Annotated in this window: 14 protein-coding genes; 9 read left to right on the forward strand and 5 right to left on the reverse strand. The window is 73.3% G+C overall.

The genetic code is table 11. The annotated features are described in order from the left end of the window. Positions 1-44: 44 nt before the first annotated feature. On the forward strand, positions 45-779 hold the full coding sequence (locus tag K1Y72_RS15815; protein WP_220167085.1) for a hypothetical protein: 735 nt from the start codon (positions 45-47) through the stop codon (positions 777-779). Positions 780-792: 13 nt separating this feature from the next. Here the strand turns inward: K1Y72_RS15815 and K1Y72_RS15820 are convergent, their stop codons facing one another. Further along, positions 793-2,025 (reverse strand): RNA-guided endonuclease InsQ/TnpB family protein, encoded by a 1,233-nt coding sequence (locus K1Y72_RS15820; protein WP_220167086.1) that lies wholly within the window; start codon positions 2,023-2,025, stop codon positions 793-795. Between the two features lie 170 nt (positions 2,026-2,195). Between K1Y72_RS15820 and K1Y72_RS15825 the strand changes: the two genes are divergently transcribed. Then, positions 2,196-2,714: a hypothetical protein gene (locus K1Y72_RS15825; protein ID WP_220167087.1), complete on the forward strand. Its 519-nt coding sequence runs from the start codon at positions 2,196-2,198 to the stop codon at positions 2,712-2,714. Between the two features lie 12 nt (positions 2,715-2,726). Here the strand turns inward: K1Y72_RS15825 and K1Y72_RS15830 are convergent, their stop codons facing one another. Both K1Y72_RS15830 and K1Y72_RS15835 read right to left on the reverse strand, forming a co-directional pair. Then, positions 2,727-4,130, reverse strand: coding sequence for an NAD-dependent malic enzyme (locus K1Y72_RS15830; RefSeq protein WP_220167088.1), 1,404 nt, complete (start codon positions 4,128-4,130; stop codon positions 2,727-2,729). Between the two features lie 257 nt (positions 4,131-4,387). After that, the gene (locus K1Y72_RS15835; protein ID WP_258572503.1) at positions 4,388-5,344 is read right to left on the reverse strand and encodes a tetratricopeptide repeat protein; all 957 of its coding nucleotides are present in this window, start codon (positions 5,342-5,344) and stop codon (positions 4,388-4,390) included. Between the two features lie 463 nt (positions 5,345-5,807). Between K1Y72_RS15835 and K1Y72_RS15840 the strand changes: the two genes are divergently transcribed. Continuing rightward, the gene (locus K1Y72_RS15840; protein ID WP_258572504.1) at positions 5,808-6,629 is read left to right on the forward strand and encodes an ATP-binding cassette domain-containing protein; all 822 of its coding nucleotides are present in this window, start codon (positions 5,808-5,810) and stop codon (positions 6,627-6,629) included. Further along, positions 6,622-7,971: a hypothetical protein gene (locus K1Y72_RS15845; protein ID WP_220167090.1), complete on the forward strand. Its 1,350-nt coding sequence runs from the start codon at positions 6,622-6,624 to the stop codon at positions 7,969-7,971. The genes K1Y72_RS15840 and K1Y72_RS15845 overlap by 8 nt, the downstream gene beginning before the upstream one ends. A 30-nt stretch (positions 7,972-8,001) precedes the next feature. On the opposite strand, the gene K1Y72_RS15850 is transcribed toward K1Y72_RS15845, so the two are convergent. Continuing rightward, positions 8,002-8,328: a DUF3817 domain-containing protein gene (locus tag K1Y72_RS15850; RefSeq protein WP_220167091.1), complete on the reverse strand. Its 327-nt coding sequence runs from the start codon at positions 8,326-8,328 to the stop codon at positions 8,002-8,004. A gap of 90 nt (positions 8,329-8,418) precedes the next feature. Here K1Y72_RS15850 and K1Y72_RS15855 point away from each other — a divergent pair, with 90 nt between their 5' ends. Then, complete coding sequence (locus tag K1Y72_RS15855; RefSeq protein ID WP_220167092.1) at positions 8,419-9,228, forward strand: DUF2127 domain-containing protein; 810 nt, start codon at positions 8,419-8,421, stop codon at positions 9,226-9,228. Between the two features lie 34 nt (positions 9,229-9,262). Further along, positions 9,263-10,009, forward strand: a complete 747-nt coding sequence (locus K1Y72_RS15860) for a DUF4230 domain-containing protein (RefSeq protein ID WP_220167093.1) — start codon at positions 9,263-9,265, stop codon at positions 10,007-10,009. A 58-nt stretch (positions 10,010-10,067) separates the two neighbouring features. On the opposite strand, the gene K1Y72_RS15865 is transcribed toward K1Y72_RS15860, so the two are convergent. Then, entirely contained in the window at positions 10,068-11,261 is a 1,194-nt protein-coding gene (locus K1Y72_RS15865; protein WP_220167094.1) for an acetyl-CoA C-acetyltransferase, read from the reverse strand. Between the two features lie 129 nt (positions 11,262-11,390). Between K1Y72_RS15865 and mce the strand changes: the two genes are divergently transcribed. The 3 genes from mce (at position 11,391) to K1Y72_RS15880 (ending at position 15,123) form a co-directional block, all read left to right on the forward strand. After that, positions 11,391-11,813, forward strand: a complete 423-nt coding sequence (mce, locus tag K1Y72_RS15870; RefSeq protein ID WP_220167095.1) for a methylmalonyl-CoA epimerase — start codon at positions 11,391-11,393, stop codon at positions 11,811-11,813. A 311-nt stretch (positions 11,814-12,124) separates the two neighbouring features. Then, positions 12,125-13,438: a DivIVA domain-containing protein gene (locus K1Y72_RS15875; RefSeq protein WP_220167096.1), complete on the forward strand. Its 1,314-nt coding sequence runs from the start codon at positions 12,125-12,127 to the stop codon at positions 13,436-13,438. A 140-nt stretch (positions 13,439-13,578) separates the two neighbouring features. Then, positions 13,579-15,123, forward strand: a complete 1,545-nt coding sequence (locus K1Y72_RS15880) for an AI-2E family transporter (RefSeq protein ID WP_308287103.1) — start codon at positions 13,579-13,581, stop codon at positions 15,121-15,123. The last annotated feature ends 1 nt before the right edge of the window (position 15,124 follow it).

Here is a 15,124-nt window from a genome sequence, read left to right on the forward strand (position 1 = left end):
CGGCCACCCGTCGGCCCCCAACGGCGGGGCGGGGAGGACGCGCGATGCAGTTGCCCAGGGTCGTGATCGCCGCGGTGTTCTTCGTGATCGGAGTGCTGATCGCCGTTCCACCGCTGATCGACTGGACCACCAAGTCCAAGGCCGAGTCGCCGCTCGCGCAGCGGACGTCGCCGACGCCCGCCGACAGCGGCAGCGGCGCGAGCCCGACGCCGCACAGCCCGACGCCGCGGCGGACGGTGACGGCGTCCGGCTCGGCGTCGGCCACCACCAGCCCGACGCGGACGACCAAGCCCCCGACGACGCGCCCGCCGGTGCAGCCGCTCTCGGTCACCATCGCCTCGGCGACCTGCCCGGGCCGGACCGTCGAGGTCACGGTCCGCAACGCCGGTTCGCAGAGCGAGAGCTACGGCATCACCCGCGACGACAACAGCCCCACCATCCCCGGGCTGCTGCTGCCCCGGGCATCGCACACGACCAGGCTGACGCTGCGCGAGGACCGCCGCACCCGCATCCAGGTCACCTGGAAGAACGAGCCGGTGTACGCGCGGTCGCTGACGGCGAACTGCGCCAAGGCGAGCGCCGTCCCGACGCACAAGAAGAGCCGCAAGCCGTCGCCGACGCCGACGGCGCTGCCGCACACCGGCCCCGACAACGCGGTCCTGTGGGCGCGCGGCGCGACCGGCGCCGCCGCCATGGTCACCGGCTTGATCATCTTCTGGTACGGCGGCATCTGGCCGCGCCGCCGCGACCAGGTCTTCGCCCGGAAGGACTCCAATTGACATCCTCTCCGCGCTAAGGGGCGGAGATTCCCTCCACGCCGCGCGGGGCCCGCGCGGCGTCGGGACGGGTTACCGCTTCACCGCGCGGCGCCGGCACGGGTGCCGGTCCTACCCGCGCTCGACGGTCGTTTCGACTCTCCGCCTGCCCGGCGGCGAGAATGTTGATCGCGGCGTTCACGTCCCGGTCATGAACCGCCCCGCAAGGGCAGGTCCACGCCCGGACGCTCAAAGCCATCTTGTCGGCGATATGGCCGCAGGTCGAGCACATGCGGGTGGAGGGGAAGAACCGGCCCACCCGGCCGAAGGTACGCCCGTAGCGGGCGGCCTTGTACTCCAGCATGGCCGTGAACGACGCCCAGCCCGCATCGTGCACTGACTTGGCGAGCCGGGTCCGGCCGAGACCGGCCACGCACAGGTCTTCGACGTACACCGCTTGATTGTCGCGGATGATCTGTGTCGAGAGCTTGTGGTGCCAGTCCCGCCGCGCGTCGGCCACTTGGGCGTGCGCCCGCGCGACCTTGACGGCGGCCTTGCGCCGGTTGGCCGAACCCTTCTGTTTACGTGACAGTGATTGCTGCAATCGCTTGAGCTTGCGGGCCGCCCGCCGCAGGAACTTCGGCGAGACGACCTTGGTGCCGTCCGACAGCACCGCGAAGTGCGTCAGCCCCAGATCGATCCCGACCTCGGGCTCCGCCGGTGGCAGCGTCTCGTGGGCGGTCCGCACCACGAACGAGGCGAAGTACCGGCCCGCCGCGTCCTTGATGATCGCCACCGACGAGGGATCCGCGGGCAGCGGCCGGGACCAGTGCACATTCACGTCCCCGACCTTCGGGAGCCGTAGTCGACCGTTGTCCAGAATCTTGAAATTGGCATTGCGCGTGAAGCGGATGGCCTGGCGGTTGTCCTTACGTGACCGGAATCGAGGCGGGGCGGCCTTGCGGCCCTTGCGCTCGCCTGTAAGGGAGGTGAAGAAGTTGCGGTAGGCGGCGTTGAGATCGGCCAGGGCTTGTTGCAGCACCACCGCCGACACCTCTCCCAGCCAGGCTCGCTGCGGCGTGCCCTTCGCCTGGGTAATGACCTGCTTGGACAGCTCGCCATCGGTCGGATACGGCAGACCCTGCTCGTGTGCGGTCCGCCGGGCGCGCAGCCCGTCGTTGAACACCACCCGCGCGCATCCGAACGCCCTCGCCAGCGCTATCCGCTGGCCAGGCGACGGATACACCCGGTAGTTGTACCGCAACAGCACGGCACCACTGTACCGATCGAATGGCACAACCGCCCGACGCGGACGGATCGGGCAACGGCTGGAACCTGACGGTCCAGCCAGAAGGACAGGTCCGCATTCTGATGACCGAGGGCGGGTAGACCCCCCGTAGACGCCATGTGCGCATGCGGATACTTCTGGGGGGAAAGTCCGTGCTGCTACCTGTTCTGGCGGCCGCGGCGTTCGCGCTGCCGCCGTCGCCGCTCGGCCTGCCGGCGCGGGCGCCGGCGCTGACCGCCTCGATCGGGCGGGTGTCCTGCCCGTCGCGGCAGGTGCCGGTGGTCGTGGTGAACGGCACCGACCGGGCGCTCGGCTACGACCTGTACAGCGGGTACGACCTCGTCCGCACCGAGCAGGTGCCGTCGAACCGGACGATCGACGGCCGGGTCCAGCTCGCCGAGGACGAGCCGACGATGCTGACGGTGAGGTCGGGCGGCGCCACGATCGCCTCGGCGCGCCGCACCGCGAACTGCCGGGCGGGCTCGGGCGGTGCGGGCGGGGCGAGGGCCGAGGGGCCGTCGTCGCGGCTCCCGCACACCGGGCCCGGCCTGAACGCGGGCGTGCTGACCGCGCTCGGCGGGCTCGCGGCGGGCGGCGTGCTGCTGTTCTGGGGCCGCCTGTGGCCCGGCAGCGGCCGCGGCGACTGGGCGGCGCCCACCCGCCGCGGCTAGCGGCTCAGCGGGTCACGCCTCCGTGCGGGGGCGGCCGCCGGCGGCCTCGCGGACGGCGCCGGCGACGCGGGCGCTCACGTCGGGGTGGAAGACGCTCGGCACGATGTAGTTCGGGCCGAGCTCCTCGGGGGCGACGACCTCGGCGAGCGCCTTGGCGGCGGCGAGCAGCATCGGCTGGGTGACGATGCTCGCCTGGGCGTCCAGCAGGCCGCGGAAGACGCCGGGGAACGCCAGCACGTTGTTGATCTGGTTGGGGTAGTCGCTGCGGCCGGTGGCGACGACGGCGGCGTGCTCGCGGGCCTCGTCCGGCGACACCTCGGGCTCGGGGTTGGCGAGCGCGAACACGATCGCGTCCTTCGCCATGGTGGCGATGTCGTCGCCGGTGAGGATGCCGGGGGCGCTCACGCCGACGAACACGTCGGCGTCCTTGACGGCGCCGCGCAGGTCGCCGTCGTAGCCGCCGGCGTTGGTGTGCTCGGCGATCCAGCGGAGCGAGTCGTCCAGGTCGTCGCGGCCGAGGTGGACGGCGCCGCGGAAGTCGCAGACGACGACGTCGCGGGCGCCGGCGTGCATGAGCAGCTTCAGGATGGCGGTGCCGGCGGCGCCCGCGCCCGCCATCGCGATGCGCACATCGGCGATGTCCTTGCCGACGACGCGGAGCGCGTTGGTGAGGGCGGCGAGGACGCAGATCGCGGTGCCGTGCTGGTCGTCGTGGAAGACCGGGATGTCGAGCAGCTCGCGCAGCCGGGCCTCGACCTCGAAGCAGCGCGGCGCGGAGATGTCCTCCAGGTTGATGCCGCCGAAGGCGGGCGCGAGGATCTGCACGGTCCGCACGATCTCGTCGGTGTCCTGGGTGTCCAGGCAGATCGGCCAGGCGTCGATGCCGGCGAACCGCTTGAACAGCGCGGCCTTGCCCTCCATCACCGGCAGCGCGGCCTCGGGGCCGATGTTGCCGAGGCCGAGGACGGCCGAGCCGTCGGTGACGACGGCGACGCTGTTGCGCTTGATGGTGAGGCGGCGGACGTCCTCGGGGTTGCGGGCGATGGCGAGGGAGACCCGGGCGACGCCGGGGGTGTAGGCCATCGACAGCTCGTCGCGGGTGCGCAGCGGCACCTTCGACTTCATCTCGATCTTGCCGCCGAGGTGCATGAGGAAGGTCCGGTCGGAGACCTTGTGGATCTTGATGTCGGCGAGCGTCTCCAGCGCGGCCGCGATCGCCTCGGCGTGGTCGGTGTCGCGGGTGGCGATGGTGACGTCGATGCGCAGCGTCTCGTGCCCGGCGGTGTTGACGTCCAGGGCGGTCACGATGCCGCCGGCGTTCTCGACCACGTGCGTGATCTGGCTGACGGCGCGGCCGCCGGCCGGGACCTCCAGGCGGACGGTGATCGAGTACGAAACGCTGGGCACGCTGGCCACGGAAGGCTCCCTCGGGCTGACGGGGACGGCCGGGGAGGCGGGCTCGGGCCGGGCCACGGGCGGCGGAGGCCGCGGGTCGGCGGGAGCCACGGGTCGGCGGAACGGCCCCGTGGACATGCTGTTCACCGGCCGCGGCGGGCGGCGGCCGTACCCGTCGAGCATACGCTTCCCGCCGCCCCGACGTGCCCCGATCACCCCGCGCCGCCCCTGCCGGGAGCGTCCGCGGCGCCCCGGGGAGGCGCCGCGGACCGCGGCGGCTAGAAGAGCGCCGACTGGAGCTTGCGGCGGGCCCTGGCGATGCGGGGGTCGTCGGCCGGGAGGATGTCGAACAGGCCGAGCAGGTGCTTGCGGACGGCGTCGCGGTCGTCGCCCGCGGTGCGCTTCACGGCCGCGATCAGTCGGTCGAAGGCGGCGTCCACGCGGCCCGACGACATCTCCACGTCGGCGGCGCGGGTCTGCGCCTGCGGGTCGGCTGGGGCGGCGTCGGCGGCGGCGAGGACGCCGGCGGGGTCGGTGACGGCGCCGGCGCGGCGGCTGAGCTCGACGAGCGCGAGGCCGCTCCGCGCGGCGGTGTCGCCGGGATCGCGGGCGAGCAGCTCGCCGAAGGACGCGGCGGCGGTGTCGAGGTCGCCGGTCTGCAGCGCCTCCTCGGCGCGGGCGAGGACCGGGTCGACGGCGGGCTCGGCGAGGCCGCCGGGGTCGCCGGGGCCGGGCGGCGGGCCGTCGGGCAGGATGCCCTCCTTCTGGAGGGCGTCGAACAGCTGCGCGATCGCCTCGCGGACCTGCGGCTCGGGCGCGGCGCCGTTCAGGAACGGCAGCAGCTGCCCGGCGACGACGGCCGCCACGAAGGGGATGCCGCGCACGCCCATCTGCTGCATGTAGGAGGCGAGCTGCGGGTTGGCGTCGATGTCGACCTTGGCGAGGATCCACTGGCCGGCCGCCTCGGTGGCGAGCTTCTCCAGGATCGGGCCGAGCTGCTTGCAGGGGCCGCACCATTCGGCCCAGAAGTCCACCAGCACCGGCACGCTCTTGGACCGCTCGACGACCTCGGCGTTGAAGGTCTGGTCGGTGACGTCCACGACGAACGGGCCGCCGGGCGCGCCCGCGCCGGGCGCCGAGGCGGCCTGCGCCTGGCGCTCCTGCTGCTTCTTGGCGGCGGCCTGGCGCGCCCCCAGGTCCACGGCGCCGTGCAACGAAAAGTCCCGAGAAGGCATGGGTCCATCCTGCCTCATGACCCGGCGGTGCCGTGCGCGCGTCCGCTCCCAGCGGAGAGACGGCCCGCCGGGGCCGCGCGGGGGCGGCCGGCGGACAGAGCGGAACTACGGCTCTTATTCGCATCAATTCGCGGAAGGCAAAGATTCCGGGGCCGATCGTTCAACCGCCAAAGCGGGCTGACAGCAAACACCAAGCCTCGTTATAGTTCCCAGGTCGAAGCCCGGATGCACCGGCCGGACAGGCCCGCCGCGGGCGCCCCGAAGGGGCGGTGCGCGGTAGCCGGAACCGGATTCGCGATGGCGGGGGGAAATGCCGTCGCGCGTCCCTTCCGCGGAGCCGCGGCGTGCACCGGGCGATTATCGGGGGGTAGGAAAAATGATCGCGGACTTCTCCGCGATCGTGGCCAGAGGCATGGGGGTCCGCCGCGGGGGGCGGTGGCTCCTGCGCCCGGCGGCCTTCGGCATGTCCGAGGGAGTGATCGGCATCGCCGGTCCACCGGGCGCGGGGAAATCCGCGCTGCTGGCCACGTTCGCGACTTTGCGCCGGCCGAATTCCGGCGCGCTTGAGATTCTCGGGCACGACACCGGGAATTCCGCCGGCCTGCGCGCGATACGCGCGCGGATCGGCTTTCTGCCGGGCCGTTTCTCGTGGGCGGCCACGATGACGGCGGCGGAGTTCACCGGATACTCCGCCTACTACAAAGGGATGCGCACGCCGGACGTCCGGCAGGTGCTGAAAAGGCTCGACCTCACCGAGGCCGCCGACACCCCGCTGTCGCTGCTCCCGCCGGACGTGCGGATGCGCGCGGGTCTCGCGGCCACGTGCGTGCACGAGCCCGACCTCGTGCTGCTGAACGAGCCGCTGCACGGGCTCGACGGCGGCGGCCGCGACCTGGTGCCGGTGCTGCGCTCGCTGGCGCCGACGGTGGTCGCCACCGCCGAGTCCGCGGCGGACCTGGCGCCCTGGTGCGACCGCGTGTTCACGCTGGACCGCGGCCGCCTGGACGAGCTGCCGCCGCGCGCCGCCGGGGTGCCCGCGCCGCGCGCGGCCGCTCCCCGGGCGTCGCGCGCCGGGTCCGGCGGTACGGAGGACGGTTCCCGCGCGTGCCCCGACGGGGCACGCGCGGCCCGTCCGTGCACGTCCCCGGCGGCCGGCGGCGCCGCGCACGACGGCCGCGCCGCGGGGCCGGACCGGCCGGGGGGCCGGCCGTCCCTGCGGACGCCGCCCCCGCACCTGCCGCCGTCGCCGGTCCTCGTGCCCGCCGGGAGCGGCGCCGGTGTCTGAGCTCGGGCGGGTCCTCCGGCTGGAGGCCCGCCGCACGGCGCTGCTCGTCGCGGTCCCGGCGCTCGCCGGGGCCGGGGTGGTCGCCGCCTGGCTCTCGCTGCCGCCGGGCGTGGCCTACTGGGACAACTCGGTGGTCGCGCTGATGAACTCCGTCCTGCTGCTCGGCCCGGTGGGGGCCGGGCTGGCGTGCTGGACGGCGGTCCGCAAGCGGCATCTCGACTACCTGCGGGACCTGACGACGCGCTCGCCCTCGACGGCGGCGCTGCTGGACCTGCTGCTGCTGACGGCGGGCGCGCTGGTCGCCTACACCGCCGTCACGGTGGTGGTGGCGACGCAGGCGCTGGTGCGGGCGCAGGCCGGGCCGGTGCATCCCCTCGGAGTACCGGCCGGCGCGTCCGCGCTGGTGCTGTTCGTGGTGGCGGGCTACTTCGCGGGGCGGGCGCTGCCGCGGGCGGTCACGCCCGTCCTGGTGCTGGCGCTGGCGTGGCCGTGGGCGATGCTGCGCGCGCCGGACGGCTCGCGGCTCAGCCTGCTGCCGCCCGCCGCGTTCGGCCGCATCGAGCTGTTCACGGGCCTCCGCCCCCAGGTGCTGCTGGACCAGACGCTCTGCGCGGCCGGTCTCGCGCTGACGCTGACGCTCGGCTACGTCGGCTGGACGAACCGGCGCCTGCTCACCGTGCTGCCGCTGTCGCTGGCGCTCGCCGCCGCCGTGTACGGCACCGTCCGGCTCGTCGGGGCGGACGACCCGGCGGTGCAGCCAGCGCCGGTCCGGCCGGCCTGCCGCGAGTGGCCGCTGACGGTGTGCGTGCATCCGGCGCTGCGCGGCGCGCTGCCGTCGCTGAGCGCGGCCGCGGTGCCGCTGGCGGCGCGGCTGAACGGCACGCCGGGCGCGTTCACGCGCGTGGAGCAGCGGCCGCCGGGCGAGGCGCCGCGCGTGCTGGACGGCGTCGCGACCGTGCATCTGGACGACGTCCTCGCGCCCGGCTTCGAGTCCCGCGCCGTCCGGCAGATCCGCGACGGCCTCGTCGGCGGGCGGATGTGCCCGACGACGGCGGCGGCGCAGTACCGGGGGCTGGTGGACGCCTGGCTGCTCGGCGAGAACCCCCCGGCCGTCGCCGACGCCCGCACGGCGCGCCGGTTCACCGGCTGGAGCGAGGACCGGCGGCGCGGCTGGCTGCGCGCGCACTTCGCCTCCTACCGCGACTGCGCGCTGCGGCCCGGCACGTTCGCCGACCCGGCCGCGAAGGCGGCGGGCAAGACGGAGAACACGGCGAAGAAGCCGGTCAAGAAGGCCGCCAGGAAGGGCAAGCACAAGCGGCCGGCGCGGAGCTCCTCTGCATGACCGCGGCGGGACCCCCCAGGCCCGCCGCGGTCATGCAGAAGTCGTGACGCGCTCGCGGCCGGGCGTCTCCTGCCCGGCGGGCGCGATCCAGTAACGCTCGACGAGGAACGGCGCGACCGGCAGCACCGAGGCCGCCAGCGCCGCCGCCGTGCGGCCGAGCGTCCAGTTCAGCTGGGACTTCGCCGCGATCGCCAGGCCCACGTAGGCCAGGAACAGCATCCCGTGCAGGGCGCCGACGACGCTCACCGCCGCCGGGAAGCCGGCCAGGTACTTCAGCGGCATGGCGATCAGCAGCAGCACCAGGAACGACGTCGCCTCGGCGAGCGAGACGAGCTTGAAGGATCGAACGAAGTCCACGACCGGTCCAACGCCCCGGACCCGCCGGGGGTTTCCGCGCCCGCCATGACGCCGATCACACCGGCCCCGTGGCCGGTCTATGGTTACGCCGTGGACTGGAGTTTGCTCACCTGCGCACGCAAGGGCCATGTCACCTACGCCCCCGACGAGGCCGCGCTGCGGGACCGGCTGCACACCGCGTCCCCGGTCGGCGAGGCGTGGCGCTGCCTGCGCTGCGGCACCTACGTGCTCGGCGCGCCGCACCGGACGGGCCCGGCCGGCGAGGCGCCGCTCGTCCCCCGGGGCCGCGCGCTGCGCGACGCGTTCATCATGCGGTTCTTCGCCGTGGAGCGCGCGATCCGCGGGCTGCTGGTGCTCGCCGCCGCCTACGGCGTCTGGCGGTTCGCCGAGAGCCGCGGGTCGATCCAGCGCGTCTTCGAGGACGAGATCCCGCTGCTGCGGCCGATCGCCAGGCAGGTCGGCTGGGACCTGGACCACTCGAAGATCATCGAGTCGGCGCGGCACGTGTTCGACATGCGGGCGAGCACGCTGCGCTGGCTCGCGGTCGCGCTGGTGGTGTACGCCGCCATCGAGATCATCGAGGCGGTGGGGCTCTGGCTGCTCAAGCGCTGGGGCGAGTACTTCGCGGTCGTGGCGACCTGCTTCGGGCTGCCGGTGGAGATCTACGAGCTGGCCGAGCGGGTCACCGTGCTGCGCGTCGGGGCGCTGCTGCTGAACGTCGGCCTGGTCGTCTACATCGTCGTCACCAAGCGGCTCTTCGGGGTCCGCGGCGGCCGCGCGGCGCACGAGGCGCACCTGCGGAGCGAGTCCCTGCTGGAGGTCGAGCACGCCACGCACGACGCCGACCTGCGGCATCACCGGGACGCCCCGCGGGAACCGCAGACCGATCCCGCGAGGTGAGGTGAAAGCGCGTTCTGCCGGGAATGCACCGGGCATGGCACGTTCGGAATCGAAGAAGGACGCATCCCTGAGCGGGGAGGCGAAGCGGGCGGAGCCGGACCCGCCGGCCGCGTCCGCGCCCCCCGCGCGGGCCCCCCGCCGCGGCGGTCTCGGCACCGCGCTGGTGCTCGTCGTCGCCACCATCGCCGTGGTGCTGCTGGCGCAGCAGACGCTGCACATGCTGCCCCACTGGCTGAACCCCTTCGCCACCGAGACCAAGGACCGCAGCGGTCCCGCGGTCCTGCAGTCGATCCAGAACATGAGCCGGTACGAGGCCGCGAGCGGCCAGTACCAGGTCATCGTGGACCTGGAGAAGGACGCCAAGTACCTGCCGAGCACCGTCCAGGGCAAGCGCACCCTGTTCGTCGGCTACGGCACCGTCGACGCCTACGTCGACTTCGGCAAGCTGCCGAAGGGCGCGGTCACCGTGAACAAGGACCGCACCACGGCGACCATCAAGCTGCCGAAGGCGCAGCTGGAGGCGACCAACGTCGACCCGAAGCGCAGCTACGTCTACTCGGCGCAGCGCGGCCTGTTCAACCGGATCGGGGACGCCTTCAGCAACAACCCCAACGACCAGCAGCAGCTGTACGTGCTGGCGAGCCAGAAGATCCAGGCCGCCGCGAACGAGAGCGGCCTGCGCGACCGCGCCGACCAGAACACCAGGACGATGCTGGTCAACCTGCTGAAGTCGCTCGGCTTCAAGACCGTGACGGTGCAGCAGGAGGCCGCCGGCCAGTGACGGCCGGTACGGCGGGCGGGAACGGGCCGGCCGCCCCGTTCCCGCCCGTGGACGCGGTTCAGGACGCGGACGGCACCCGGATGATGAGCGCGTCGCCCTGGCCGCCGCCGCCGCAGAGGCCGGCGGCGCCGGTGCCGCCGCCGCGGCGCTTCAGCTCGTGCGCCAGGTGCAGGACGATGCGGGCGCCCGACATGCCGACGGGGTGGCCGAGGGCGATGGCGCCGCCGTTGACGTTGACCTTCTCGGGGCCGACGCCGAGGTCGCGCATGGACTGGACGCCGACGGAGGCGAACGCCTCGTTGATCTCGATGAGGTCCAGGTCGTCGACGCCGATGCCCTCCTTGGACAGGGCGTGCTCGATGGCGTTGGACGGCTGCGACTGCAGCGAGTTGTCCGGCCCGGCGACGTTGCCGTGCGCGCCGATCTCGGCGAGCCAGGTGAGGCCGAGCTCCTCGGCCTTGGCCCTGGACATGACGACGACGGCGGCGGCGCCGTCGGAGATCTGCGAGGCCGAGCCCGCGGTGATCGTGCCGTCCCTGGTGAAGGAGGGGCGGAGCCGGGCCAGCGACTCGGCGGTGGTGTCGCCGCGCACGCCCTCGTCGGCGCTGAAGACGACGGGCTCGCCGCGGCGCTGCGGGATCTCCACCGGCGCGATCTCGTCGTCGAAGACGCCGTTCTTGATCGCCTCGGCGGCGCGCTGGTGGGAGCGGGCGGAGAAGGCGTCCTGCTCCTCGCGGGTGATGCCGAGCCGCGCGTTGTGGTGCTCGGTGGACTCGCCCATGGAAACGCCGTCGAAGGCGTCGGTGAGGGCGTCGTGCGCCATGTGGTCGAGGACCTCGACGGAGCCGTACTTGTAGCCGCCGCGCGACTTCGGCAGCACGTGCGGCGCCTGCGTCATCGACTCCATGCCGCCGGCGACGACGATGTCGAACTCGCCGGCGCGGATGAGCTGGTCGGCGAGCGCGATGGCGTCCAGGCCCGACAGGCAGACCTTGTTGATGTTGATCGACGGGACGCTCATCGGGATGCCGGCCTTGACCGCGGCCTGGCGGGCCGGGATCTGCCCGGCGCCGGCCTGCAGCACCTGGCCGAGGATGACGTACTGGACCTGCTCGCCGGTGATCCCGGCGCGCTCCAGCGCCGCCTTGATCGCGTGGGCGCCGAGGTCGGCCGCCGAGAAGTCCTTCAGCGATCCGAGCAGCCGGCCGATCGGGGTGCGCGCACCGGCGACGATCACGGATTTCGCGGGCATGAGGGGGCCTCCATCAGGGTTGCGCGGCGACGTTTGCCACCATACCCAGCAGGACGGGAGGCCCCGTCCGCCGCCCTGGCCGGGGCCGGAACGAGCGCCGGCGCCGGGCCGACCGAGAGGAGCACGGCCATGCTGACCCGCATCGACCACATCGGGATCGCCTGCCACGACCTGGAGGCGACCGTGGAGTTCTACCGCGCCACCTACGGCTTCTCCGACGTCCACTACGAGACCAACGAGGAGCAGGGCGTGCGGGAGGCCATGCTCAAGATCAACGAGACCGGGGACGGGGCCGCCAGCTACCTCCAGCTGCTCACCCCGATCCGGGACGACTCGACGGTCGCCAAGTGGCTGGCCAAGAACGGCGAGGGCGTCCACCACATCGCCTTCGGCACCGACGGCGACGTCCAGGAGGAGGCCGACGGGATCGCGGCCAAGGGCGTGCGCGTCCTTTACGACGCGCCCCGGCGCGGGTCCATGGGGTCACGCATCACCTTCCTGCACCCCAAGGACGCGCACGGGGTGCTCACCGAACTGGTAGAGAAGGCGTGACGGCGGGGGCCGGCGGAATCGTGACGTGATCGATATCACAGAGGGTGAGGGGCGTCCGCCGGCTGATTCTCTGTAGCGGTTCGGACACCTCTGGTGCTTTTGGACGGAGGTCGCCGGGGCCCCGGGACCGGTTGCCCGCTTGCGACAAACCCGACAAAATGCGCAGTGCGTTCAGATGAGCCCCCAACACGGCAGCTCCCGGAGTACGCTTCTGTCGCCGGAAGAGGTCTGGGGCCGTGCGCCCAATTCAGCCAGGCGATCAACCGGTCCCCGGAACCACCCGTCGCCCCGTCACATCAGGATTGAGCCACATGCAGTCCGACATCGACGCCCAGCTCAGCAACTTCTTCGAGGACACGCCCCCGCGCGAGTTCGACGTGGTGCTTCGCGGCTACGACCGGCACCAGGTCGACGAGCAGATCAAGTCGCTCGAGTCCGAGGTCCGCAAGACCCGCGACGACACCCAGGCGCTGCAGCGTGAGCTCTCCGACGCCCACCGCCAGCTCCAGGAGCAGGAGCGCCCGACCTACTCCGGTCTCGGCGCCCGCATCGAGCAGCTGCTCCGCCTCGCCGAGGAGCAGGCGACCGAGCTCGTCCAGGCCGCGCGCAGCGAGGCCAACGAGATCAAGGCCGCGGCCAAGGTGGACGCCGCCGAGCTGCGCGCCAACGCCGAGAGCGAGGCCGCCGAGCTGCGCGCCACCGCCCAGCGCGAGGGCGACGACATGCGCAACGCCGCCGAGCGGGAGGCGGAGGAGGTGCGCACCTCGGCCCACCGCGAGGCCGACGAGCTGACCTCCACCACCGAGCGCGAGGTCGCCAAGCTGCGCGCCACCGCCGACCACGAGGTCGCCGAGAAGCGGGCCGCCGCCGAGCGCGAGATCGCCAAGCTGCGCACCACCACCGAGCGCGAGGTCGCGCAGCTGCGCGCGTCCACCAAGCGCGAGCGCGACGAGATCCTCACCACCGCCAAGCGGCAGGCCGACGAGATGCGCGCGCAGGCCCAGCGCATCCTGGAGGAGAGCGAGGCGCAGCGGGCGCAGGCCGAGGCCGAGTTCGAGATCCAGCTCGCGGCCCGCCGCGAGGAGGCCGACCGCCAGGACGCCGAGCGCCACGCCAACGCCCAGGCCGCGACGCAGAAGCTCGTCGCCGAGGCCGAGCAGCGCGCCGCGTCCGCCGAGCAGCGGGCGGCCAAGGCCACCCAGCAGGCCGAGCAGACCCGCCGCGAGGCCGACTCGCACGCCAAGCAGCTGATGGCGAACGCGCGCAAGAACTCCGACAACGTCATCGCCGAGGCCAAGGCGCAGGCCGAGCAGCTGCTCGCCGAGACCAAGGCCGAGGCCGACCGCGTCCGCACCTCCGCGCAGCGCCAGGTGGACGAGCTGACCCGCCAGCGCGACAGCATCACCAGCCACCTGAACCAGCTCCGCCAGCTCATCGGCGGCGTCGCCCCGGCGATGGGCGGCCCGGCCGACGAGCCGCCGGCCGAGAAGCCCGCCGCCATCCAGGTGGCCGAGCCGAAGCCGGCCCCGCCGCAGCAGCAGGCCAAGCCGGCCCCCAAGCCGCAGCAGCAGGCCAAGCCGCAGGCCAAGAAGGACGAGGACGACGAGGACTGGTGGCAGGAGTAACCCGCCGCATTTCTCAACAGATCGCCTGAAAAGCCTAGAGGTGGGCAACTACCTCTAGGCTTTTCGGCATCTCACCGATCGGCGGGCCGCCCCCCTTCGCGGCCGCCGCCCGGATGAACAGGATCGACAGGAGACGCGGCGTGGCCGACGAGACACCCCGGAACGAGCAGGCGACGCCCCCCGGCGACGGCGCGCGGCCCGTGCCCGACCCCGCGCCCGACCCCGCGCCCGATGTCGTCGAGGAGGGCCTGACCTCCGACGACGAGGCCGCGTCCGTCCCCGCGGGCGAGCCCGTGCCGGACGTGCCGGGCGCGGGCGGCGGCGCCCGCCCCGGCGACGTCGCCCCCGACGCCGTCGAGGACGCGGACGCCGCCGGGGACGCCGCCGTCCGCACCCGCGTGAAGGGCGCCAAGGGCGCCCGGGTGGCGCGGGCCCGCATCCCGAGCGCCCGCAACGCCCGCGCCCGCCTCGCGGACGCCAAGGCGGCGCGCAGCGAGGCCATCCGCGCCCGGCCGGGCGGGCCGGGCGCGCTCGTCCCCCGCCCCGCCGAGCCGGAGGAGCCCGCCGAGCCGGTGCCCGACCCCGCGCACGACGTGGAGCAGCGCAAGCTGGAGGCGGGCGCCGACCACCGCTTCCCGTTCGGCCGGCCCGGCCTGCCGCTCGGCCGCGCGCACCCGTTCGTGTTCGGCTTCACCGCCGCGCTCGGCGTCATCACCGCCTGGCTGCTGGTGAAGGCGGCGGTGAGCGCCAAGTCGGTGCTCATCATGATCGTGGTGGCGCTGTTCCTCGCGATCGGGCTGAACCCGGCGGTGGAGCGGCTGAAGCGGCTCGGCCTGTCGCGCGGCTGGGCGGTCGCCGCGGTGTTCTTCGGCGTGCTGCTGTTCCTCACCGGGTTCGTCGCGTCGCTGATCCCGCCGCTCGCCGAGCAGGTCGCCGACCTCAGCAAGAACCTGCCCGACTACATCAACCAGCTCCGCACCAACCCGCGGATCGCCCGCTGGGACCAGCACTACCACCTGCTCCAGCAGGCCCAGGACAAGATCAACGACTCGAAGTTCCAGCAGGACGCCGCCCGCTACGCCCTGGACGTCGGCAAGCAGGCCCTCACCGGCACCTTCCAGACGCTGACGGTGCTCATCCTGACGCTGTACTTCCTCGGCTCGCTGCCGCAGATCAAGACGTTCTTCTACCAGCTCGCGCCGCGCTCGCGGCGGGCCCGCGTCGCGCTGCTCGGCGACGAGATCCTGGAGCGCATCGGCGGCTACGTCGCCGGCCAGTTCACCATCGCGTTCATCGCCGGCGTCACCTCCTACATCTTCCTGGAAATCCTCGGCGTCCCCTACGCGCTGGCGCTCGCGCTCATCGTCGCGGTCACCGACCTCATCCCGCTGGTCGGCGCGACGATCGGCGCCGCCGTCGTCTGCCTGGTCGCCTTCCTCACCGGCACCGCCGAGGGCATCGCCGCGATCGTGTTCTACGTCGTCTACCAGCAGGTGGAGAACTACCTGGTCTACCCGCGCGTCATGAAGCGCACGGTGGACGTGCAGCCGGCGGTGACGGTCGTCGCGGCGCTGATCGGCGGCACCCTGCTCGGCGTGGTCGGCGCGCTGCTGGCCATCCCGACGGCCGCCGCGATCTCGCTGATCATCCGCGAGGTGCTGGTGCCCCGGCAGGAGTCGCTCTAGC

The sequence above is a fragment of the Actinomadura parmotrematis genome, from assembly GCF_019458805.1.
Classification (GTDB): domain Bacteria; phylum Actinomycetota; class Actinomycetes; order Streptosporangiales; family Streptosporangiaceae; genus Spirillospora; species Spirillospora parmotrematis.